Source organism: Pararhizobium sp. P1_E7 (assembly GCF_056405855.1).
This window is the reverse complement of the sequence record NZ_JBFUBH010000012.1, coordinates 71,863-92,566: the sequence shown is the minus strand read 5'-3', so window position 1 is coordinate 92,566 and position 20,704 is coordinate 71,863. Positions and strand designations below refer to the sequence as shown.

At 57.9% G+C, this 20,704-nt stretch carries 22 protein-coding genes and 1 tRNA gene; 15 read left to right on the top strand and 8 right to left on the bottom strand.

Going from position 1 to position 20,704, the window contains the following annotated elements; all coding sequences use genetic code 11:
* Positions 1-28 precede the first annotated feature (28 nt).
* From AC1D17_RS14840 to AC1D17_RS14825, 4 genes are all read left to right on the top strand, one after another.
* On the top strand, positions 29-778 hold the full coding sequence (locus tag AC1D17_RS14840; protein WP_477566156.1) for an SDR family oxidoreductase: 750 nt from the start codon (positions 29-31) through the stop codon (positions 776-778).
* Between the two features lie 57 nt (positions 779-835).
* A complete protein-coding gene (locus AC1D17_RS14835) occupies positions 836-1,384 on the top strand; it encodes a flavin reductase family protein (RefSeq protein WP_477566155.1) in 549 nt (182 codons plus the stop codon).
* 41 nt (positions 1,385-1,425) lie between these two features.
* Positions 1,426-1,710: a DUF1330 domain-containing protein gene (locus AC1D17_RS14830; protein ID WP_477566154.1), complete on the top strand. Its 285-nt coding sequence runs from the start codon at positions 1,426-1,428 to the stop codon at positions 1,708-1,710.
* 496 nt (positions 1,711-2,206) lie between these two features.
* Complete coding sequence (locus AC1D17_RS14825; protein ID WP_477566153.1) at positions 2,207-2,542, top strand: hypothetical protein; 336 nt, start codon at positions 2,207-2,209, stop codon at positions 2,540-2,542.
* Positions 2,543-2,678: 136 nt separating this feature from the next.
* Here the strand turns inward: AC1D17_RS14825 and AC1D17_RS14820 are convergent, their stop codons facing one another.
* The 5 genes from AC1D17_RS14820 to AC1D17_RS14800 all read right to left on the bottom strand — a co-directional run bounded on the left by AC1D17_RS14820 (position 2,679) and on the right by AC1D17_RS14800 (position 7,958).
* Positions 2,679-2,975 carry a hypothetical protein gene (locus AC1D17_RS14820; RefSeq protein WP_477566152.1) on the bottom strand — a complete coding sequence of 99 codons (297 nt, stop codon included), beginning with the start codon at positions 2,973-2,975 and terminating at the stop codon, positions 2,679-2,681.
* A 31-nt stretch (positions 2,976-3,006) separates the two neighbouring features.
* Positions 3,007-3,294 (bottom strand): helix-turn-helix domain-containing protein, encoded by a 288-nt coding sequence (locus AC1D17_RS14815; RefSeq protein WP_477566151.1) that lies wholly within the window; start codon positions 3,292-3,294, stop codon positions 3,007-3,009.
* 55 nt (positions 3,295-3,349) lie between these two features.
* Positions 3,350-5,662, bottom strand: coding sequence for a hypothetical protein (locus tag AC1D17_RS14810; RefSeq protein ID WP_477566150.1), 2,313 nt, complete (start codon positions 5,660-5,662; stop codon positions 3,350-3,352).
* Between the two features lie 304 nt (positions 5,663-5,966).
* Positions 5,967-6,131 carry a hypothetical protein gene (locus AC1D17_RS14805; protein ID WP_477566149.1) on the bottom strand — a complete coding sequence of 55 codons (165 nt, stop codon included), beginning with the start codon at positions 6,129-6,131 and terminating at the stop codon, positions 5,967-5,969.
* 1,602 nt (positions 6,132-7,733) lie between these two features.
* Complete coding sequence (locus AC1D17_RS14800; RefSeq protein WP_477566148.1) at positions 7,734-7,958, bottom strand: hypothetical protein; 225 nt, start codon at positions 7,956-7,958, stop codon at positions 7,734-7,736.
* Positions 7,959-8,099: 141 nt separating this feature from the next.
* Here AC1D17_RS14800 and AC1D17_RS14795 point away from each other — a divergent pair, with 141 nt between their 5' ends.
* Complete coding sequence (locus AC1D17_RS14795; RefSeq protein WP_113246398.1) at positions 8,100-8,300, top strand: CsbD family protein; 201 nt, start codon at positions 8,100-8,102, stop codon at positions 8,298-8,300.
* Between the two features lie 95 nt (positions 8,301-8,395).
* Complete coding sequence (locus AC1D17_RS14790; protein ID WP_477566147.1) at positions 8,396-8,623, top strand: hypothetical protein; 228 nt, start codon at positions 8,396-8,398, stop codon at positions 8,621-8,623.
* Positions 8,624-8,752: 129 nt separating this feature from the next.
* Here the strand turns inward: AC1D17_RS14790 and AC1D17_RS14785 are convergent.
* Positions 8,753-8,842, bottom strand: a tRNA-Ser gene (locus AC1D17_RS14785).
* Between the two features lie 264 nt (positions 8,843-9,106).
* On the opposite strand from AC1D17_RS14785, the gene AC1D17_RS14780 reads away from it, so the two are divergent.
* The 8 genes from AC1D17_RS14780 to AC1D17_RS14745 all read left to right on the top strand — a co-directional run bounded on the left by AC1D17_RS14780 (position 9,107) and on the right by AC1D17_RS14745 (position 17,072).
* Positions 9,107-9,343, top strand: coding sequence for a hypothetical protein (locus AC1D17_RS14780; protein WP_477566146.1), 237 nt, complete (start codon positions 9,107-9,109; stop codon positions 9,341-9,343).
* Between the two features lie 267 nt (positions 9,344-9,610).
* Positions 9,611-10,636 (top strand): septal ring lytic transglycosylase RlpA family protein, encoded by a 1,026-nt coding sequence (locus AC1D17_RS14775; RefSeq protein WP_477566145.1) that lies wholly within the window; start codon positions 9,611-9,613, stop codon positions 10,634-10,636.
* A gap of 74 nt (positions 10,637-10,710) precedes the next feature.
* Positions 10,711-11,859, top strand: a complete 1,149-nt coding sequence (locus AC1D17_RS14770; protein ID WP_477566173.1) for a D-alanyl-D-alanine carboxypeptidase family protein — start codon at positions 10,711-10,713, stop codon at positions 11,857-11,859.
* A gap of 168 nt (positions 11,860-12,027) precedes the next feature.
* Positions 12,028-12,726: a dTMP kinase gene (gene tmk, locus AC1D17_RS14765; RefSeq protein ID WP_477566144.1), complete on the top strand. Its 699-nt coding sequence runs from the start codon at positions 12,028-12,030 to the stop codon at positions 12,724-12,726.
* On the top strand, positions 12,723-13,754 hold the full coding sequence (locus AC1D17_RS14760; protein ID WP_477566143.1) for a DNA polymerase III subunit delta': 1,032 nt from the start codon (positions 12,723-12,725) through the stop codon (positions 13,752-13,754). The genes tmk and AC1D17_RS14760 overlap by 4 nt, the downstream gene beginning before the upstream one ends.
* Before the next feature lie 137 nt (positions 13,755-13,891).
* Positions 13,892-15,442 carry a methionine--tRNA ligase gene (metG, locus tag AC1D17_RS14755; protein ID WP_477566142.1) on the top strand — a complete coding sequence of 517 codons (1,551 nt, stop codon included), beginning with the start codon at positions 13,892-13,894 and terminating at the stop codon, positions 15,440-15,442.
* Positions 15,443-15,454: 12 nt separating this feature from the next.
* Positions 15,455-16,234 carry a TatD family hydrolase gene (locus AC1D17_RS14750; RefSeq protein WP_477566141.1) on the top strand — a complete coding sequence of 260 codons (780 nt, stop codon included), beginning with the start codon at positions 15,455-15,457 and terminating at the stop codon, positions 16,232-16,234.
* Position 16,235: 1 nt separating this feature from the next.
* Positions 16,236-17,072, top strand: coding sequence for an MBL fold metallo-hydrolase (locus AC1D17_RS14745; RefSeq protein ID WP_477566140.1), 837 nt, complete (start codon positions 16,236-16,238; stop codon positions 17,070-17,072).
* Between the two features lie 24 nt (positions 17,073-17,096).
* On the opposite strand, the gene AC1D17_RS14740 is transcribed toward AC1D17_RS14745, so the two are convergent.
* Entirely contained in the window at positions 17,097-18,041 is a 945-nt protein-coding gene (locus tag AC1D17_RS14740) for a phosphoribosylaminoimidazolesuccinocarboxamide synthase (RefSeq protein ID WP_477566172.1), read from the bottom strand.
* 490 nt (positions 18,042-18,531) lie between these two features.
* Complete coding sequence (locus tag AC1D17_RS14735) at positions 18,532-19,245, bottom strand: GntR family transcriptional regulator (protein WP_477566139.1); 714 nt, start codon at positions 19,243-19,245, stop codon at positions 18,532-18,534.
* A gap of 317 nt (positions 19,246-19,562) precedes the next feature.
* Between AC1D17_RS14735 and AC1D17_RS14730 the strand changes: the two genes are divergently transcribed.
* Positions 19,563-20,693, top strand: coding sequence for a BMP family ABC transporter substrate-binding protein (locus AC1D17_RS14730; RefSeq protein WP_477566138.1), 1,131 nt, complete (start codon positions 19,563-19,565; stop codon positions 20,691-20,693).
* Positions 20,694-20,704: the final 11 nt, after the last annotated feature.

Below are 20,704 nucleotides of genomic sequence, written 5' to 3'. Positions count from 1 at the left end.
GTGGGCTTCAAGACAAGGAGTAAAGACGATGACCAACCTCAACGGAAAGATTGCACTGGTCACCGGCGCATCGAGCGGCATTGGCGCTGCTACCGCCGTTAAGCTTGCTGAAGCCGGCGCAAAGGTCGGCATCGCTGCCCGCCGCACCGAGAAGCTCGAGGATATCAAGAAGCAGATCGAAGCCAAGGGCGGTGAAGCTCTCGTGATCGAAATGGACGTGGCTGACACGACCTCGGTCGAATCGGGCGTCAAGAAACTGGTCGATGCCTATGGTTCGATCGACATCCTCGTGAACAATGCCGGTCTTATGCCCCTCTCCGATATCGATCAGTTCAAGGTCGACGAGTGGCAGCGGATGGTTGACGTCAACGTGAAGGGCCTGCTGAACACCACAGCCGCCGTTCTTCCGCAGATGATCAAGCAGCATTGCGGACACATCTTCAACATGTCCTCGATCGCTGGCCGCAAGGTCTTCAAGGGCCTGTCGGTTTACTGCGCCACGAAACACGCGGTCACAGCCTTCTCCGACGGCCTGCGTATGGAAGTCGGCCAGAAACACGGCATTCGCGTGACCTGCATCCAGCCAGGCGCTGTCGCCACCGAACTCTACGACCACATCACCGATGCGGGCTACCGCAAGCAGATGGACGAACTGGCTAGCCAGATGACCTTCCTCCAGGGCGAGGATATTGGCGACACCATCGTCTTCGCAGCCCAGGCCCCGGCCCATGTGGACGTAGCAGAGCTGTTCGTCCTGCCAGTAGAACAGGGCTGGTAACAGGCCGGCCCTGACGGGTCCCTGCATCAAGGCAGGGACCTCTCAAGGGAGATTAACATGAAGGAATTACCCGCATCTCAAGCTTATCGCGTCCTGGAACCTGGCCCGATCGTCATGGTTTCCACCAGCGATAACGGCAAGCCCAACGTCATGTCGATGGGCTTCCATATGATGATCCAACACGACCCGCCGCTCATCGGTTGCGTCATCGGGCCCTGGGATCACAGCTATCGGGCTCTTCGGGAAACCGGGGAATGTGTCATCGCTGTACCCGGTCTCGATCTCGCCGAAACCGTTGTCGACGTCGGGAACTGCTCAGGGGATCGGGTGGATAAATTCCAGAGATACGGCCTCAGGAGGCAACCTGCCAAGGATGTGTCCGCACCGCTCCTCCGCGACTGTCTGGCTAACATCGAATGCCGGGTCGTCGATACGAGGCTCTTGGACCCTTACAACCTCTTCATCCTCGAGGCGACGAGGATCTGGATCAACGAGAGCTGCAAAGAACGTCGAATGCTGCATCACCGAGGTGACGGTACCTTCACTGTCGACGGCGGCACACTCGATCTCAAAGACCGCATGGTCAAATGGCGCCATCTCCCCTGACAGCGCCATGCCCCCCAGAAGCCACAGGAAAGGAAAAACCTATGTCTGCCTATCTCATCGTCGATCTCGACATCCAGGACATGAAGTCGATCGAAGATTACCGGTCGAAGGCCTTGCCGCTCGTCGCCGAAGCCGGCGGCAAGCTTATCGCCATCGATGAAACCCCTCTCGAACTGGAAGGCTCGACAGCTACCAACATGCTGATCATCGAGTTTCCGAATAAGGACGCCATTCGTCAGCTCTTCGCATCACCGGAATACGCGCCACTGGCCGCACAGCGGCAGGCTGCGGCCGCGTCGCGCATCATTGCGATCAACGGCGTCTGAAAAGAGCAAGATGGAGGCACGACTGCCGATTACACATGCTTTGAGCAAACTTGGACGGGGCCGAAGGACTCGCGATGCCCGCTTTCCGTGTTGGCGCACTGGCTGCAGACATTCTGCTGTCGGCTCCAAATCGGCCAAGTCTCCCAACGAAGCCCCCGTCCGCTTTTTGGCGCAAAGCGGCCGGTCGAGCAGCTTTGTCCTTATGAGTTCCCATCGTCCCTCTGGAAGGCGAGGGCGGGGCGATCTCATCAACCGGGCCGGAATATTGGATGTCATACGCGGCGGCGCTGATCGCAGGCATGGCTTCTCCTTCCCACTGTGCATAACCCGGTGGATGTCTTGTGGATAAATTGCCGGAATGGCGGCCGCATCGCCGAGACTGTTCTTATTATGTTCTCGTTCGCGGATGAGTCAAGCGCCGCCCTCGGAACATAATTTCACCGACTTCGTTGTTCCGTTATCTCTCACTCATACGAATCGAGTGCAGGAGGCAGACATGAAAAACACGGTTGGAAAAATTCTCGCGATTGCGATGATTGTTGGAAGCTCTTGGACAGCGTTGCCAGCGGTGTCGTTGGCGCAGTCCCTTGATCTCTACATTGGACGGGATGGCCCGCAGTTGGAATATCGAGATCAAGATAGAAGAAACTACGAGCGCCGGCGCGGTTGCAGCGAGCGGCAAGCTATTCGCCGCGCCTACCGTTACGGAATGCGCGACCCAGCGATTCAGTCGGTAACCCGTCGGTCGATCGTTGTGGATGGGATAGGATTCCGGGGAGAGTATACAGTTCTTCGCCTCGCCAATCGCGAGGGGTGCCCTCGCATAGGTTGATCACCGAGCCGCTGACGCCAAGATCGGCCACCAGAAGCAAACTGCTCCCGTGTTGAGAGCGCACGCGGCAAAGCATGAGAACAGCGTTGGCCTGTGGAAGGCAAGGCACCTTTTCTGGTCCTTAACGTCCCCAGCCCTATGCATTCATATGCTCGTCCCCAATCGCCTGATATAGCGCCCACAGCGCTTCCTGGGCCGTTGCAGCCAGCCGATACCATTCGGCGTTCCGTAGGATGGCAGGATGGCTGCACAGGCGCTCGTCGACCAAGTCGTTCATGAGGCAGGCAACGTGCATCGCCTCGTGGCAGCCGTGTGTGCCTGGTGCGAATTTCTTCTCGATTTCGGATGCTGTAAAATCGCGGTCCTCGATCGCTTTCGCCAGGCGCTGGACGCGGTGGGCTTCGTGTTCTTCAGGGGTGGAGAAGTGGGGCATGTGGGCTCCAAATGTGCGTTGAATGCTGGGCTCAAACCAGGTCGTCGAGGTCGACACCCAATGCCAGGGCGACGGCCTCCATGGTAGCAGCTTGGCATTGGATCTTTCCCTCTTCTATCTCTTCAATATGGGACTGAGAAACGCCGAAATTTTCGGCCAACAGCGCGGTCGTCCGGCCGCGCTGCTCCCGGTAAACGCGAACGGGTTTTTCTCCGGCAATCAAGGCTTCCACTACAGAACTGGGAAATGTTTCTTCGTTGCGGCTCTTTGTTTCGCGCGCTCGCTCCGCGTCAAGCATGTCTTCGTCTTCATCTGGCATACGTGTCTCTTCTATAGCGTGCGGCGGCGGACGGCGAGGGCGGAGAGTGCGTAGGTCATGCGGCCTCGCTCGAATCTGATACGCGCCTTCTCATTTCATCGCCCTCCCAGACCTGATTCAATATCCTCGCTGCCAGCGCAGCTTTGTCTTCAGGGAGAAACCGACCGTAGTGTTTCCGCACCATTTCTGGCGTGTCTTGGATAGCATAGCTTGCCTGTTCGTAGGAGCCAGTCTTCTTAAGGACGTGTGTAGCGAGGACGTCTCGCAAATTGTGCGGGCCATGGGGCAGTAGGCCTTTAATAGCCCCACGACCAGTGTACGGATTGTAGATGCCATAGCGCGCAATCGTCAGTCGCCAAGCTTCGTAAAACGAAGTTTTATCATATTCGGCCTTCCTGCTGGTTGCCTTGACCGTTTTTATAAACAGGGTGCCGGGGTCTCTTGCTCCTCGCAAAAGCTTCGCGCGATGTCTTTTAAAGTATGCGTCGATTTGATCATAGAGGCCGATGAAGTTCGGTAAAACGAGCCGATAGGGCTTCGAACCAAAAAACGATGACGTTGAATTCTTGAACGCATTCGCCGGGATTAAAACTTCCCAGCCTCTGTCTCGCTCACTCCAGCGTATTTCGCCGCGCTTCAAGTCGCTCAGTTGCCGCTCGGTCCGAGGTGCCGAACCCCGAGGGCACAGAAGTAACTCCCGAAGGTTTTTCTGCCTGAGGCCGAGGTGGAGACCCAGCCTCAACATCAGAAATGATCGAACGGCTTCGGCTGCGGCAATTGGGTATGCTCGCTCGTCGGGAAGCCGCAACAATATCTCATCGGCGATCTTCTTATATTCGGCCAGCGGGCTCGACGCTTCCAGAATGGTCATGACAGGCTCGAACGGATCACGATGGACGCGCGCTACTCGCTGAATCTCCCTCAAACGACTTAAGGCATGCAGGTGGAATGCGTCGCATGCCTCCTGCCAATTCGCCTTGGCGTCTTCTATCTCTCGCACAGACACCAGCCCTGAAATCGGCACAACGCGTTCGAGGAGCGCCGGATTTTGCCGCAGCCAGCCGGTTTTGTACCGGGTCAGTTCCAGGCCTGAGCTGAGCATATTCATTTCCCAGCTCGTATAGAATCCTCGACGACGCTCTCTCCACTGGACATACCAGTCCCAGACCCCTGGAAAAACCAAGAGGCCAAAAGTGAGGTCGCTGAGGGGAACGCCGCGTCCGCGGACAGACCCCGACGGCGAAGCGTTCAGCGCGCCGAACAACAGTCCAAAATGCTCAATTTTTTGAGCCGTGGTTTCATCTCCCCAGACTTTGTTTCGCTGAAAGCCGATTGCGGTAAGGGTCGCCGTTTTAAAGCGGATGAGGTCGGCTAGTTCCTCTGCCAGGCGGAGTGGTGCCTCTGGCCTGCTGCTGTCCGTATCGCGATCATCATCTTCTTCATCCTCTTCCGGTCTGAGCTCGACCTGAAAGCGGTCCGAGAAGGGGAACTTGAGCCCAAAACGGTGCCTAACCGCCGCCGCTTGATATCTGCGGTAGTCAGTTGCGCCGGTGATGATCACGCGCCGAACCCACTCAACGATTTCTTCGCGCTTCGCGCCTGGAAGCGAGTTGAAATCGTCGGGGAGATGCCACGCTAGTCGCCGTCGTTCCGCCGGCCCGATCTCCATGCCGGGGTAGTGACCCGTTGCTGCTCGCATTGTGTGTGGCAACTTTCTTTTGAAATAGCCTTCAGGGAGGCGGTATCTCTGTTCGATGCGGCGCAGGATCTCAAAACTAGCCACACTGCGCGGCGTCTTCATTCCTGTGAACCAAGTATAAAGCGTCTTACGGTCGAACGATTCTTCAGCATCAACAACTGCGCGATGCAGATGCCAGGTAGTGTCGCCATGCCGCTCCATTTGGGCTTGAAGGGCATCCACAAATTCGGGTGGGTCGAAATCGAGTTCGAAGAGTGGGTCCGGAAATGTCTCTATAGTCTTGGGCTCGTATCCGCGCGGCTTACCCGGCTTCCGTTCTTTGGCCTTTCGCGTTCGTGCAACCAAGGCTTTCGCGGGCCGTTTGTCACGCTTCTTAACAGGTACGTCGGCACTCAGAGCGCACCTCTGAACAAGATCTAGCGCAGGATGAAGATTGCGCCTCAGGTTGACCGAAAACGTGGATGGTGACTCGCATCCTGCTTCTATTTCCAGCCAATTCCACCTCCCTTGTTTAATGGGTGGCGACGCTCTCGCTTGAAAAAGGGCGATGAGGTAACGGCAGATTTTGGCTGCCACAGCTTTACCGATAAGCGGCACAACCCTGCTTTCGCAAAACAGCGCGAGGCGCCGAGGCAGACCACTCCGTCGCAACTTTGGAGGTCGCGTCATACTTGAAATACAGGCTTAGCAAATGCTGCTGACGAGGAATCGTGCATGGGCGCTCCAGAAAAATTTTTGCCGGAGGATAGCCAATGCAGTGTTGTTTTTTTACGCGGCATTTTGCCGCAGAAAATACAATATTTACAAACGTTTAGGTTGGCAAAGACGACAATTGTTTATTTTTACAAAATTGTCAACATCGAGGAGCCCCAGGAGGCTGCTACTGGCCACGCCGATCGGTGCGATGCCTTCCTACCTCTTCTTGCTTTTACGCCAATCTTTGTATCGAGCAATCCCGCAGGCGGATGGCCGATCATTCCACTGCCCCCTTCGGCAACAATCCCCTTTTTTCCAGATCATCAGCAATTAGCTTTTCAATGTACGACGCCACGGAGCGGCGCTCGCTCTTGGCTGCCACCACTAGCGCATCCCTTATCTCGGGCTCGATGCGAATGCCGATTGCGGCCGTCTTCGCCATTTCTTCTGTCTCCTTCGCAAGCCGCATGACATGTACGCAGCATGCAAACATTTATCGCATTTTGCTATTGACTGCTATGAAATCATTCGATATACAAATGCTAACAATTGCAAACCCAACACGAGGAGCCCGCAATGACCATGCACGTCCATACCAAAACTACGGAGACTCATAGAATTGCGCTTCCGAGACGATTGGTCGGCAGACGCATTCCGATGGGCCAAACCGTTTATCACATCACGGGCGATCACCTCGGAACGGTCGTCGATCACGCAATCACGGCGATGGGTAGAGGATTGTACACTGTAGAGACGCCAGACGGCCGACTCCGGTCCTTCCTCGGAACCCACCTCAAAACACGCGCCAGCGTCACCCTTGCAGCTTAAGTTTCGGCGCCAGCTTGGCCGCCGCCCGTCGCTGTGTCGTCGCATGTCCGGCGATGGGGCTTTTACAAGGCGTTCTCACCAACCGCAGTACGATCGGTCACCACCTCGGCGCACCTGCGCAGCCGATCGCAAGCCGTCACCTCATTGGGTGGCGGCTTTTTCGTTAATTGGCCACGACACCACACCAATCTGGTAGAACACACCCAGAAATGGAACTTGCGAAACCCCTAAAATAAGAGTGGTATATGAGCTCTCTTGGGAGAGAGGCAGACATTCCTTATTGCAAGTTTATACTGTGAGCCATTTTAGCGCCGCCACCTGGAAACAAGTGGCGGCTTTTTATTGTCACGCAGAAAACCGACGGTCGCACATGCATCCTTTTGCCTCCACTCGCGTTGTTTGATCACCATCAAACAAGGACATGGTCATCATGCGCGGCAGTAACAAAAAACCAGGCAAACGGAACCTCTCTGGCAATGATAATGAGCTTGAGGAATATTTCGCGGGATTAGAGAGCGGGAAGCTTGATAGCGACTATGCTCAGTCGAATCCCTCCAGCCAAGGCCCAGTTGGCCTGTCATCTGCTGAGGAAGTTCGCCGGCTGACCGCCTATGTCGCCCACCTCCGAGAGAGAGTTTCGGCCCTCCTACAGTCTCCGACACAGACATCCGCACCGCGACGGTTCTCCAATTCTGTGACAGCGATTACCGGCATCACGGTTATGGTAGGAGTCGCGGCTGTTTTGGGTATGATCGCACGCCGTTGGTTTAGGCCAAGATAGGCCCAGCACACTCAGATGCCCAAAAACGGGCCAGCCGCTGCCTCAACGAAGCCCGAAGAAGGACAAAACTGCGAGGACGATGACGACGAGTCCGACGATATAAACGATGTTATTCATGACCGGTTCCTTTTTATCTGAACCTGTCAAAACGCGCAGCGTAATCATTGGTTCCTCAGGGTTGAGCCAGCGGCCGCGGGCGACCGCTGCTTGGCAACTCGGCCACGGGAGGCGGCTCCATTGCCACCGRCTTGAAGGGGATCTTGCCGGCAAGTGAAAAACTTCCATCACCAGCACTGCTCAGAAAAAAGCCAGCTGTCCGGGGAGGACTGGCTGGCTTCTAGTTCGATGCCTTGGGGCTTGCATCGATGTATCGAAGCGTCGAGGGGGCAATCGCTTCGATACCGACATAATGTGCGATCGACGAAATTGTTCCGGCTAATTTTCTGGTGACCTGCCTTTTGCCTGCATTAGCAAGTCTAACTCGATCGAAGATGGGCCAAAGCGCCTGAACAAGTCTCGAGCCTCATTGGTGCCCAACCCATAATGCTGACGGAATCGTTCGAGAGTGTACGGTTCGCCACGTTGCTTTCGCGGCTTGATCTTAATTTCATCTGACGGAGCCTGTTTTTCTGCAAGATCGAATTCCTCTATGTTGTTCATCGTTTATCCCATCTGCTTTGAACATGCAGGTAACGACGTTCTCCGCTCCTTGTTCCGCGCGGGCATGGGGCATTTTTTACAGAACAAATTCCTCTATCGCGCGTTCCCCTTGCAGCACCAACTCACGGAAGGAGAACCAAAATGGACTGGAATCGTGTTGAAGGTAACTGGAAACAGTTCAAGGGAAACGTCAAAGAGCAGTGGGGCAAACTCACTGACGACGACCTCGATCAGATTGCTGGGAAGCGGGATCAGCTCGAAGGCAAAATCCAGGAGCGCTATGGCATTGAGAAGGATCGCGTGAAGCGCGACGTAGATGACTGGTACAGCCAGCAGCCGTGATCTTAAAATTACCGAACGAAATGAAGCCTCGCGAAAGCGGGGCTTTTTATTGGTCGGAAATCCATCGAGGGCCGCAGAATCAGGCAATATGCGCCATGACAAACGACATCGACCCCGATTTGCCTATCCGCCTGGCAGGCATCATCCCAATTATGTTCCCCTTGAGTGGCATGACGCCCAGTGGATTGCGCAAAGAGGCAGTGAGGGGCCGTCTTGTTCTAAATGCTGCGGATTTGCGCCTTGCCGAGGGCTCCTTCGGCGCCGGTGGCGGATCGGGCACGCGAGCAGAGTACGTCTTTGTCGATCGCCCACATGCTCGTTGAGCGGATCAAAGCGCAAGGGAAGGCCAAGGCGTCGGAAAAGAAGCAGGCCAAGGCAGCCGCAACTCCGTTATGATAACCGCCTTATTTAAGGCCTGAAATCACAAATAATACAATGAAATCAATGCAATTTGGCGGAAGAGGTGGGATTCGAACCCACGGTACGGTTTCCCGCACGCCGGTTTTCAAGACCGGTTCCTTAAACCACTCGGACACTCTTCCTGATGACGGGCGTTGCGGAGATACCGGTTCGGCGGGGCGGTGGTTTTCCCGGGCGACGATTTGGAAATCAGCCTGTCACGGATCGCTTTATAGCTTGCCGATTGGGAACGTCAACCGGTTCCGCAGCACGCCGGCGCTGCCAGCGATGGGGCTGCACGCCGGGCGAACTCCAGGCTCTGCCGGCAGAGCAGAGGGAAGGGCCCTGGAACAAAACACCCGTCTTGCTGTTGTCCCCCTTATTCGGCGGATTTGGCGGAGATGGCAATGTTGAGACGATTGTCGATTGTGTTCCTGCTCGGTTTCGCGGCTGCGTCGCCCGCCGATGCAGCCCTTGAGACGCCGGATGGGTATGTGCCGGAAGGGCTGGTGGCCGCCGGCCAGCAGGACGCAGCCGGTGCCATCTGTGTGCCTCCCGAGCCACAGTATATTCCAACGTTTATTCGCGATGTCGATGGCACGATTGTCGGGATCAGCTATCACATCATCGAATATGTGTGTTAAGTGTCAGAAGCTCACTTGTCATCGGCAGGATAATCGAGCACTCTCATTCCTGAGCGGAACTATTACCGCGGTACGGCGGCCTTTGTGCGTTAACTATTCGTAAACCATAATTCCAATTGTTTCATTCCGGCACGGTTAACCATTCGCATTTTCGCCACGTTGTTGTCATGATTAATCGACTGTTACGTTACGTGACACCGGTACCTTCGCGGGGGCAAGCGCGGGAGGGTGCCGGGCGCGGCTTTTACGAATGGCGATGTGGGGCACATGACTTCCAATCAGACTGCGGCTTTTTTCTTCAAGGGATTGCGTATAGCCGTCGTCCCGATGTTCTGCGCCGCGCTGACGGCCTGCGGATCGACGGGAAGCATCAAGAAGGACAAGACGCACGGCAAGGAATATTTTGCCGAGTCGATCTATGGCGTCAAAGCCAGCCCGCGCGTTGCCGATGGCAAAAACATCCCCAAGGGCGGCGGCCGCTATCAGGTCGGCAAGGCCTATCAGGTCAAGGGCAAGTGGTACCAGCCGAAAGAGGATTTCGGCTACAACAAGACCGGCATTTCGTCCTGGTACGGTTCCGCCTTTCACGGCCGCCTGACGGCGAACGGCGAAGTCTACGATAAGTACCACCTGTCGGCAGCCCATCCGACATTCCCGCTGCCAAGCTATGCCCGCGTCACCAACCTTGAGAACGGCTCCTCCGTCGTGGTCCGGGTCAATGATCGCGGTCCCTATGAATATGGCCGCATCATCGACGTCTCGTCCAAAACCGCCGAATTTCTCGACATGAAGCGCAAGGGCAGTGCCCAGGTTCGTGTCCAATATATCGGCAAGGCGCCGCTGGAGGGCAACGACATGCCCTATCTGATGGCGTCCTATGTCAAGAAGGGCGATCGCACCCCGAACGCATTCCCCGAAGGCCAGATTGCAACCGGTGTCATGGTCGCCTCGAACGAGCCTCTGCGCAAACAGGCCGGCAATCTCGGCACGCTGACGATCCCATCCAAATCGAACATGGAAATGGGCGTGCCGGTCACGGCCCTTGCCGAAACCGCGACACCGCACGCTTCGTCGGCCGCGCTCGACGCTTTTGCGATGCTGCCCGAAATCGGCCCGATCCCGCGGGAGCGTCCGGCTCTGACGCCCGATGGCAACATGGCCTATGCCGCAGCTTACGTCGAAGCCCGCGTCAGCGATTCCAAGACCGCTTTCGATGCCATTCTCGTCGATCAGAACCCGCTGACGCCGAATTCGATCGTCGAATATGCCAAACGCAAGGGTGCCGTGCGCTAATCCCGATCCTTGCCGATTGATCACCAGCGGACCGGCTGCTATTCCCGGAGAAGGCACCGGAGTTTGGAATGCATATACGGCTGGTCTCGGTTTTCATTGCTATTGTTTTGGCGGTCTGCGCCCCCCTGGCCGTGCAGGCGCAGGCCTTTGAAACCAAGGCGAAGCAGGTCTACCTGATCGATGCCGAGACAGGCACGGTTCTGTTCGCCAAGGATGAAAATACGGCCATTCCACCGGCGTCGCTCGCCAAGCTGATGACCATGGAAGTTGTCTTCGATGCGATCCAAAAAAAAGAACTGACGCTTGATACCGAATTTCCCGTGTCTGAGCATGCGTGGCGAACCGGCGGCGCGCCGTCCGGAACATCGACAATGTTTGCAGCGTTGAAATCGCGTGTCCGTGTCGTCGATCTCATCCAGGGTGTCACTGTTCAGCTTGCCAATGATGGCTGCATCATCCTGGCCGAAGGCATGGCGGGCAGCGAGGAGGCCTTTGCCAAACGGATGACAGAACGCGCCCGTGAACTCGGGCTCTCCGCTTCGGTCTTTCGCAATGCGACCGGGCTACCTGATCCTGAAAACAAGACATCGATGCGGGACATGGCATTGCTTGCCCAGCATATCCAGACAAGCTATCCCGACTTCTTCAAATATTATTCCCAGGCCGAATTCGAATGGAACAAGATCCTGCAGCGCAACCGAACGCCGCTGATGTCGGCCAATATCGGCGTTGATGGATTTGCCACCGGATTTGCCGAGGGGTTCGGCTATGGCATGGTTGCGACCATGCAAAGGGACGGACGACGCGTTTTCCTCGCCCTTGGCGGCCTTGCCAGCGACAAGGAGCGCGTCGAGGAGACGCGCAGGATCCTCGACTGGTCGATGGCTGCATTTGAAAAGAAGCGGCTGTTCGAGGCTGGCGATACCCTTGGCGAGGCCAGCATTTATGGCGGCGCCGTCTCGCATGTCCCACTGGTCACGCGTGACCCGGTCGATGTTCTCGTGCCGGTCAACAACCCGGACCGGCTTTCTGCCAAGGTGATCTATCGCTGGCCGCTGGTGCCGCCGGTCAAGGCGGGCGTAAAGGCAGGCACGCTGAGAATCTGGAACGGCGAGCGGCTGTTGCGCGAGGTGCCGGTCGAAACCGCAGCCGCCGTGGGCGAGGGGACGCTGACCAGCCGTGCCACCGACGCACTCCAGGAACTGCTGTTCTTCTGGCTTTGAGGAAATGGCGCCGCCAGCGGTTTCGCGCGCCAACACAATCAGCTAAACCAAATCTGGCAGTTAAACAAAGTTTGGGTGGCTAAACACATTTGTGTCGCCTGGATCGCGCGACACATGCAGGCGTCCGGCACATGCGGAGCCACGGAAAAAGGCATACGGGAAATAAGAGTGTCAGTCGGAAAAGGCTTGTTTGTAACATTCGAAGGCGGCGAGGGGGCGGGGAAATCCACCCAGGTGCGCCTGCTTGCCGATGCCCTGCGCGAACGCGGCTGCACGGTGCTGACCACGCGTGAACCGGGCGGCTCGCCAGGCGCCGAAGCGGTGCGGCATGTGCTTTTATCCGGAGCAGCCCAGGAATTCGGCGTGCGCATGGAGGCAATCCTGTTTGCGGCGGCCCGCAGCGACCATGTCGAGGAGATCATCCGGCCCGCCCTTTTGAAGGGTTCGGTTGTCATCTGCGATCGTTTCATGGACTCCTCCCGCGTCTATCAGGGTGTCACCGGCAATCTGGAAGCGCCGTTCATCGAAGCGCTGGAACGGGTCGCGGTCAACGCTGTCGTCCCCGATTGCACGATCGTCTTCGATCTGCCTGCCGCACTCGGGCTGGAGCGGGTCAGGCGGCGGGCAAATGCCGCGGAAGCCGCAGCAGGCCAGGAGGCCGAGCTCGACCGCTTCGAGAAGGAAGAGCTCGAAACCCACGAAAAGCGCCGCGAGGCATTTTTGGATATTGCGGCGCGCGAACCCGGCCGCTGCCATGTGGTCGACGCGGCCGCATCCGCCAGCGATATTGCTGCCCGGGTGCTTTCAATCGTCGAATCGCTACTGCCCCGATCAGGCGGCGGACCGGATACGGAAGCGGCACAATGAGCACGGACAGGTTTGACGTTCTGGACGGCGCCATCTCGCCGGCGGAAAACATGCGGCTCTTCGGTCATGCCGATGCCGAGCATTTTTTGGCGCAGAGCTACCGCTCAGGCAAGGGGCATCACGCCATCCTGATCGAAGGGCCGGCGGGAATCGGCAAGGCGACGCTCGCCTTCCGCTTTGCCAATCATGTGCTGACGCATCCGGACCCCGCGCAGGCGCCGGATATGCTCGCCGATCCCGATCCGGGCTCGATCGTCAGCCGGCAGATCGCATCGGGTGCCTCGCATAACCTTTTGCACCTGACGCGGCCGGTCGATGAAAAGACCGGCAAGGTCAAAAGCGCCATCACGGTCGACGAGGTGCGCCGGGCGGGCAAGTTCTTTTCGCAAACATCCGGAACCGGCAATTGGCGCATCGTCATCATCGATCCGGCCGACGATCTCAACCGCAACGCTGCCAACGCCATCCTGAAGATTCTTGAGGAACCGCCGAAGCGCTCGCTGTTCCTGGTGCTGACCCACGCGCCGGGCAAGCTTTTGCCGACCATCCGCTCGCGGTGCCTGCCGCTGCAGCTGAAACCGCTGGCTGCGGAAGCATTGCGCGACGCGATGAACAATCTTGGCCTCGATCTATCCGGGCCGGATGGTCAAAAAGTGCTGGCCTCGGCACAGGGCAGCGTCTCGGAGGCCTTGAAACTGATCAACTATGGCGGCCTTGATATCAAGGCGGCTTTCGAGACGATCCTGAGCGGACAGGAGCCGGGCATTCGCCGGGACATGCACAAGCTGGCCGACGTGCTGGCGGGCAAGGACAGCGAGACCATTTTCGATTTCTTCTCAGCGCTCGTGACCTCGCATATCATGACGCAGGCGAGGGAGGCCGCGCGCAGGGGCGATATCGGCACGGCTGACCGGTACGCCCGGCTTTCTGCCGGAATTACCGAACGCCTCTCCGTCGCGCAGGCCTACAATCTCGATCGCAAACAGACGATTCTTGCCATTCTCGACGATGTGAAAGCGGCCGCATAAAGTCGACAGCGGCCACCGCGGACGAGGTTATCAGGACGATGTGAAGTGCGCCTTTTCTGGTGCCGCCTGTTTCATCCCGTCATCGGATGCGCTAAGAGCCAGACACCCAAAGATCAGAGACAGGCCGAAACCCGATCATGACCGACACGTCCCCATTCTACATCACCACCGCGATCTCCTATCCGAACGGCAAGCCGCATATCGGTCATGCCTACGAGCTGATTGCGACCGATGCGATGGCGCGCTACCAGCGGCTGGAAGGGCGGGAAGTCCTGTTCCTGACGGGAACCGACGAACACGGCCAGAAGATGCAGCAGACGGCGCGCGCGGAAGGCATCAGCCCGCAGGAACTGGCCGACCGCAATTCGGCAGAGTTCCAGAGCATGGCCGTACTGCTCAATGCCTCCAACGACGATTTCATCCGCACGACGGAACCGCGCCATCACGTAGCAGTCAAGAATATCTGGAACCGCATGGGCGAGGCGGGTGACCTTTACAAGGACAGCTATTCCGGCTGGTACTCGGTGCGCGACGAGGCCTATTATCAGGAAGGCGAAACGGAAGTGCGCGCCGACGGCGTGCGCTACGGGCCTCAAGGGACGCCGGTCGAATGGGTGGAGGAAGCCAGCTACTTCTTCAAGCTCTCGGCCTATCAGGACAGGCTGCTCCAGCACTACGAGGATAATCCCGACTTCATCGGCCCGGCCGAGCGTCGCAACGAGGTGATTTCCTTCGTGAAATCCGGTCTGCGCGACCTGTCGATGTCGCGCACGACGTTCGACTGGGGCATTCCTGTCCCCAACGACCCAAGCCACGTCATGTATGTCTGGGTCGATGCGCTGACCAACTATATCACCGCGACCGGCTATCTCACCGATCCGGAAGGACCGCGCGCCAAATTCTGGCCGGCCAACATCCACATGATCGGCAAGGACATCATCCGCTTCCATGCTGTCTATTGGCCAGCCTTCCTGATGTCGGCCGGTCTGCCGCTGCCCAAGAAGGTCTTTGCGCATGGCTTCCTGCTCAACAAGGGCGAGAAGATGTCGAAGTCGCTCGGCAACGTCGTCGATCCGGTCAACCTGGTTGCGCATTTCGGTCTCGATCCGATCCGCTATTTCTTCCTGCGCGAAGTCTCCTTCGGCCAGGACGGCAGCTATAGCGAGGAGGGAATTGCCACCCGTATCAATTCCGATCTCGCCAACGGCATCGGCAATCTGGCCAGCCGCTCGCTATCGATGATCGTCAAGAACTGCGACGGGCAGATCCCCGAATGCGGCGCGCTGAGCGAGGAGGACAAAGCGATGCTGGCTGCGGCCGATGCGCTGCATGCCTTAACCAGCGACGACATGAACGCACTGATGATCCACCGGGCGCTCGCCTCGATCATCGCCGTCGTTTCCGAGACCGACCGCTACTTTGCCAGCCAGGAACCCTGGGCGCTGAAGAAGACCGATCCCGCACGCATGGCGACTGTGCTCTATGTGACCGCGGATGTCGTGCGCCAGGTCGCCATTCTGCTGCAGCCCTTCATGCCGGAATCGGCTGGAAAGCTGCTCGACCTCGTGGCCGTGCCTGCTGACAAGCGCGATTTTTCGTCTCTCGGCCAAGCCGGACGTCTGGTTGCTGGAACGGCGCTGGAAGCCCCAAAACCGGTTTTCCCGCGTTACGTTGCGCCGGAAGCTTGAGGACGGCCCGCGATGCTGATCGACACCCATTGCCACCTGGACTTTCCGGATTTCGACGCCGAACGTGACGCGATCATCGAGCGTGCGCGTGCGGCCGGCGTCGGCCAGATGATCACCATCTCGACGCGCGTGAAGAAGTTCGACACGATCCTCAAGATTGCGGAAAATTACGCCAACGTCTTCTGCTCCGTCGGCACGCATCCGCACAATGCCGACGAGGAGCTGGATATCGAAACCGACGATCTGGTGCGGCTGTCGGCGCATCCGAAGGTGGTGGCGATCGGCGAGGCCGGGCTCGATTATTTCTACGACAACGCGCCGCGCGATGCCCAGGCGATCGGCCTGCGCCGCCATATCGCGGCTGCCCGGCAAACCCAGCTGCCGCTGGTGATCCACAGCCGTTCGGCCGATCAGGACATGGCCGATATCCTGACCGAGGAAACGGGGAAGGGGGCCTTCCCATTCCTTCTCCATTGTTTCTCGTCCGGCCCGGAACTGGCAAGAATTGGCGTCGAACTCGGCGGCTATGTCTCGTTTTCCGGCATCCTGACTTTTCCGAAATCGGAGGAACTGCGCGAAATCGCCAGGACCGTGCCGCACGACCGGATGATCGTCGAGACGGACGCGCCGTATCTGGCGCCCAAACCGTTCCGGGGAAAGCGCAACGAACCGGCCTATGTGGCGCACACGGCGCAGGTTCTGGCGGAAACGATCGGCGTTTCAGCGGAAGAAATCGCCGCGATCACCACAGACAATGCTTTCCGCGTCTTTTCTAAAATGCCGAGACTGTGAAATGGCGGTGAGGCGGGTCTTCACCATTCTCGGCTGCGGCTCGTCTCCCGGCGTGCCGCGCATCAATGGCGACTGGGGCGCCTGCGATCCGAAAAATCCGAAAAACCGCCGCACCCGCGCCGCCTTGCTGATCGAGCAGACCGGCGACGACGGCGGCACGACCACCGTCGTCATCGATACCGGACCTGATTTTCGCGCGCAGATGATCGCGGCAAAGGTCAAGAATATCGACGCCGTGTTCTATTCGCATCCGCATGCCGACCATATTCACGGCATCGACGATCTGCGCGGCTACGTTCAATACACCGGCAGACGCATTCCGATCTGGGCAGATGCGCTGACGATGGAGCGTATCCGCGAAGGATTTCGCTACTGTATGGAAACACCGGAAGGCAGCAGCTATCCGCCGATCGTCGAGCCGCGGATCATCGATCCGTCGCTCACGCCGATTGCCATCACCGGTGCCGGCGGCACGATCGTGTTCCAACCCGTGCTTCAGCACCACGGCAGCATCATGTCGCTGGGTTTTCGCATCGGCGATTTTGCCTATTGCAGCGATGTCAGCGATTTTCCGCAGGAGACCATCGGCAAGCTTGCCGGGCTGGACATGCTGGTGATCGACACGTTGCAATACACATTCCATCCGAGCCATCTGTCGCTGGAGCAATCGCTCGGCTGGATCGCACGCTTTTCACCGAAGCGCGCGGTGCTCACCCATATGCACACGCCGCTCGACTACGAGACGGTGCTCAACGAGACGGCCGATCACATCGAACCGGCCTATGACGGTATGCGGCTGGAATTCGATGCGAGTGGCGAGGCTGACACGGCCGGCTGAGGCGGGTCGGTCAGCTCAAGGTGTTCAGCTGAAATACGGTTGAAGATTTGCCCGGATGCGGTCGAGAACAGTGGCGCCGGACAGATCCGCGACGAAACGTTGTCCGGTAATCGTTTCAAAGGCCTCGATATAGACCTTGGATGTCTGTTCGACCAGATCGGCGGGAATTTCCGGGATCGGGTCCTTATAAGGATCGCAGCGCTCGGTCACCCAGGCACGGACGAAATCCTTGTCGAAACTCTTTGGACGCGCGCCCGAAGCAAAGCTCTGCGCATAGCTTTCGGCAATCCAGTAGCGGCTGCTGTCGGGTGTGTGGATCTCGTCGGCGAGAACGATGCGGCCATCCTTGTCGGTGCCGAATTCATATTTTGTATCGACGAGAATAAGGCCGCGCTCGGCGGCGCGCTCTTGGCCGCGAGCGAACAGCGCCAGAGCATAGCGGGAAACCGTTTGCCATTGTTGCGCTGTCAAAAGCTTCTGCGACAGGATCTCATCGGCTGAAAGCGGTTCGTCATGGCCGCCGTCAAAGGCCTTGCTGGTTGGCGTGATGATCGGCTGCGGCAACTTTTCATTGTCCTTCATTCCGCCCGGCAGACGGATGCCGTACATGTCGCGCTCGCCATTCCTGTATTTGGTCAGGATCGACGTGCTGGTGGTGCCGGCGAGATAACCGCGCACGACAATCTCGACCGGCAGGATATCGAGCCGGGTGCCGATGACGACATTGGGGTCCGGATAGGACACCACATGGTTCGGGCAGATGTCGGCAGTTTCCTCGAACCAGTAACGGGCTGTCTGGGTCAGCACCTGGCCCTTGAACGGAATCGCGGTCAGGATGACATCGAAGGCGCTCAGCCGGTCCGTTGCTATGATGATCCGGTTGCCATCGGGCAGATCATAGTTTTCGCGGACCTTGCCATTGTAGCGTCCTGGCAGTTCAGGAATGAAAGCATCTGAAAGAATGCGCAAATCGCTCATCGGGTCCGGTCTTTCGCTGACGGTTGAGACTGGTATCGCTTAAGCCTTGGGACCGGGTGAGGTCAAGCGGCAGGACCGGGCTGAGCTCGGGCAATTGGTTCAGTTCCCACGCATATTTGTTCCATAATCTATCTTATGTGACTTGAGCCTGTAGGGGCTATTTAGTAATGCGACAGTTGGGCCAGTTAGAGATGCGACACTCTCGCCTCTCGATGCGCTGGTCAACGTCAACGTTGGGAGCAAGGATGACGACCCTCAGCCTGGTGGAGACCATGAGCGTTCGGAGCCGTGATGTCCTGTTTGATCACCATGTCGCAGAACGAATTATATCGCGCTGCTCGGCCTCAGTCGAAGCCAGATGCACCGGCTTCGGCAAGCTTAAGACCGAAGCCAGATCCGCTCCGACGGTCATAATGAAACTACGACAGCCATCTCCACCCAAGGCAAAATTCGGCGATCACTGGATCACTGGATCACTGGATCACTGGGCAGATTCTACATCGCGTGCAAAAACAATACTGGCGTCACTAACAGTGGCAACATGGGCGTAGGCCGCGCGGCTTGCATTCACGGCATCTGCCCGCAAAATGGCCATGACGATGGCATCGTGCTCTTCATAGGACCGCAAAAGACGACCGGGAAGCCGGAATTGAGCGCGGCGAAACGGGGCAAGTCGGGCGCGGGTTTGCGTTACCAGTTCGAATATGTGGTCGTTGTGTGCGCCTCGGTAGAGACGAGTGTGGAACTCAATATTGTGGGACTCATACTCGTCCTGCGCACCGCGATGGACAAGCCGCGCCGATGCCTTGTGCTCGGCCTCCAGCATTCTGCGTTCGTCCACCGTCATGCGTTCGGCCGACAGGCGTGCACAGATCCCCTCAAGCTCCGCCATTGCCTCGAACATCGAGGCCAGATGTTGCTGTGTCACGGTGGTGACGACGGCGCTCTTGTTGGGTTCACGCTCGACGAGGCCGATGGCGCAGAGTTGGCTCAGCGCCTCCCGCACGGGCGTTCGCGACACCTCGAAACGATTGGCCAGCGAAATCTCGTCCAGCCGCTCGCCCGGCTGCATGGCGCCTGTGATGATCATGTCGGCGATCGCCCGAACCATCTGCTCGACGGTTGTTCCTGACCGGATGACTTGTTTTTTTCTGGCGAGTTTCACGGGTCGAATCTGGTTGAATTTGCACTGCATACAGATGCAATGCGTGACTATCATTGTCAATGCGCACATTAATTAATTGATTTTGCATGATTATTTTTACGTACATCTGCCTGTCTGCGAAAGTCCCGCCACCGGACGACAATCAAGCCTCAAATCTATGGTCAAATTTTCTTCTTTGCTTAAAAAACAATCAACACTCTAGAACATTGCATACAGTTTACGCTGCGCGAATTTCAGTCCGTCAACGAAATCGTTTGAAAACAATCCCTTATCGATTGGCACACTCATTGCACGCAGTGTCCTGTGACCTTTTCGAACCCGGCTACCCACGCCGCAAGGAGCCCGCCATGACCAAACTCCTTCCCATGAATCGCCGCACCTTCCTGCAAACGACCGTCTCCGGCGCCGCCGCCATCGGTTTTGCACCTTCGCTCTTTTCAACGCCCGCCGCAGCGCAGGCAGCCCTGACCGTCGGCTTCATCTATGTCGGCCCCAAGGATGACTACGGTTACAACCAGGCGCATGCTGAGGGCGCTGCCGTCATCAAGGCAATGTCCGGCGTGACCGTTGTCGAGGAAGAAAACGTGCCCGAGACGGTCGACGTTCAAAAGACAATGGAATCGATGATCAATCTTGATGGCGCCAGCCTCGTTTTCCCGACATCCTTCGGCTACTTTGACCCCCATATGCTGGCGATGGCCGAGAAATATCCTGACGTGCAATTCCGTCACTGCGGCGGCCTCTGGCAGGAGGGCAAGAACCCGATGAACACGGGTTCCTATTTCGGCTATATCGGCCAAGGCCAGTATCTGAACGGTATTACCGCCGGTTATGCCTCCAAGAGCAAGAAGATCGGCTTCGTCGCCGCCAAGCCGATCCCACAGGTCCTGCAGAACATCAACTCCTTCCTCCTCGGTGCCCGTTCGGTCGATCCGGCCATTACCTGCCAGGTCATCTTCACCGGCGAATGGTCGCTGGCCGTCAAGGAGGCCGAAGCGACCAACGCGCTCATCGACCAGGGTGCCGACGTCATCACCTGCCATGTCGATAGCCCGAAGGTCGTTGTCGAGACTGCCGCCGGTCGCGGCGCCTTCGTCTGCGGCTACCACGCCAACCAGAGCCCGCTGGCGCCTGACAAATACCTGACGGGCGCCGAATGGGCCTGGGGCAATGTCTACACGAAATTCGTGACCGAGGCGCAAGCCGGCACCCCGCTCGGCAACTTCGTGCGCGGCGGACTGAAGGACGGCTTCGTCAAGATGAGCCCGCTCGGACCCGGCGTATCGGAGGAAGCCCGCAAGACGTTTGACGCAACGCTCGCTGACATGATGGCCGGCAGCTTCTCCGTCTTCAAGGGGCCGATCAAGGACAACAAGGGCGGCGATGCCGTCGCGGCCGGGCAGACGCTTGCGGAAGACGCGATCGAGCTGGAAAGCATGGCCTATCTCGTCGAAGGCGTCGTCGGCTCGACATCCTGATCGAAAGGAAG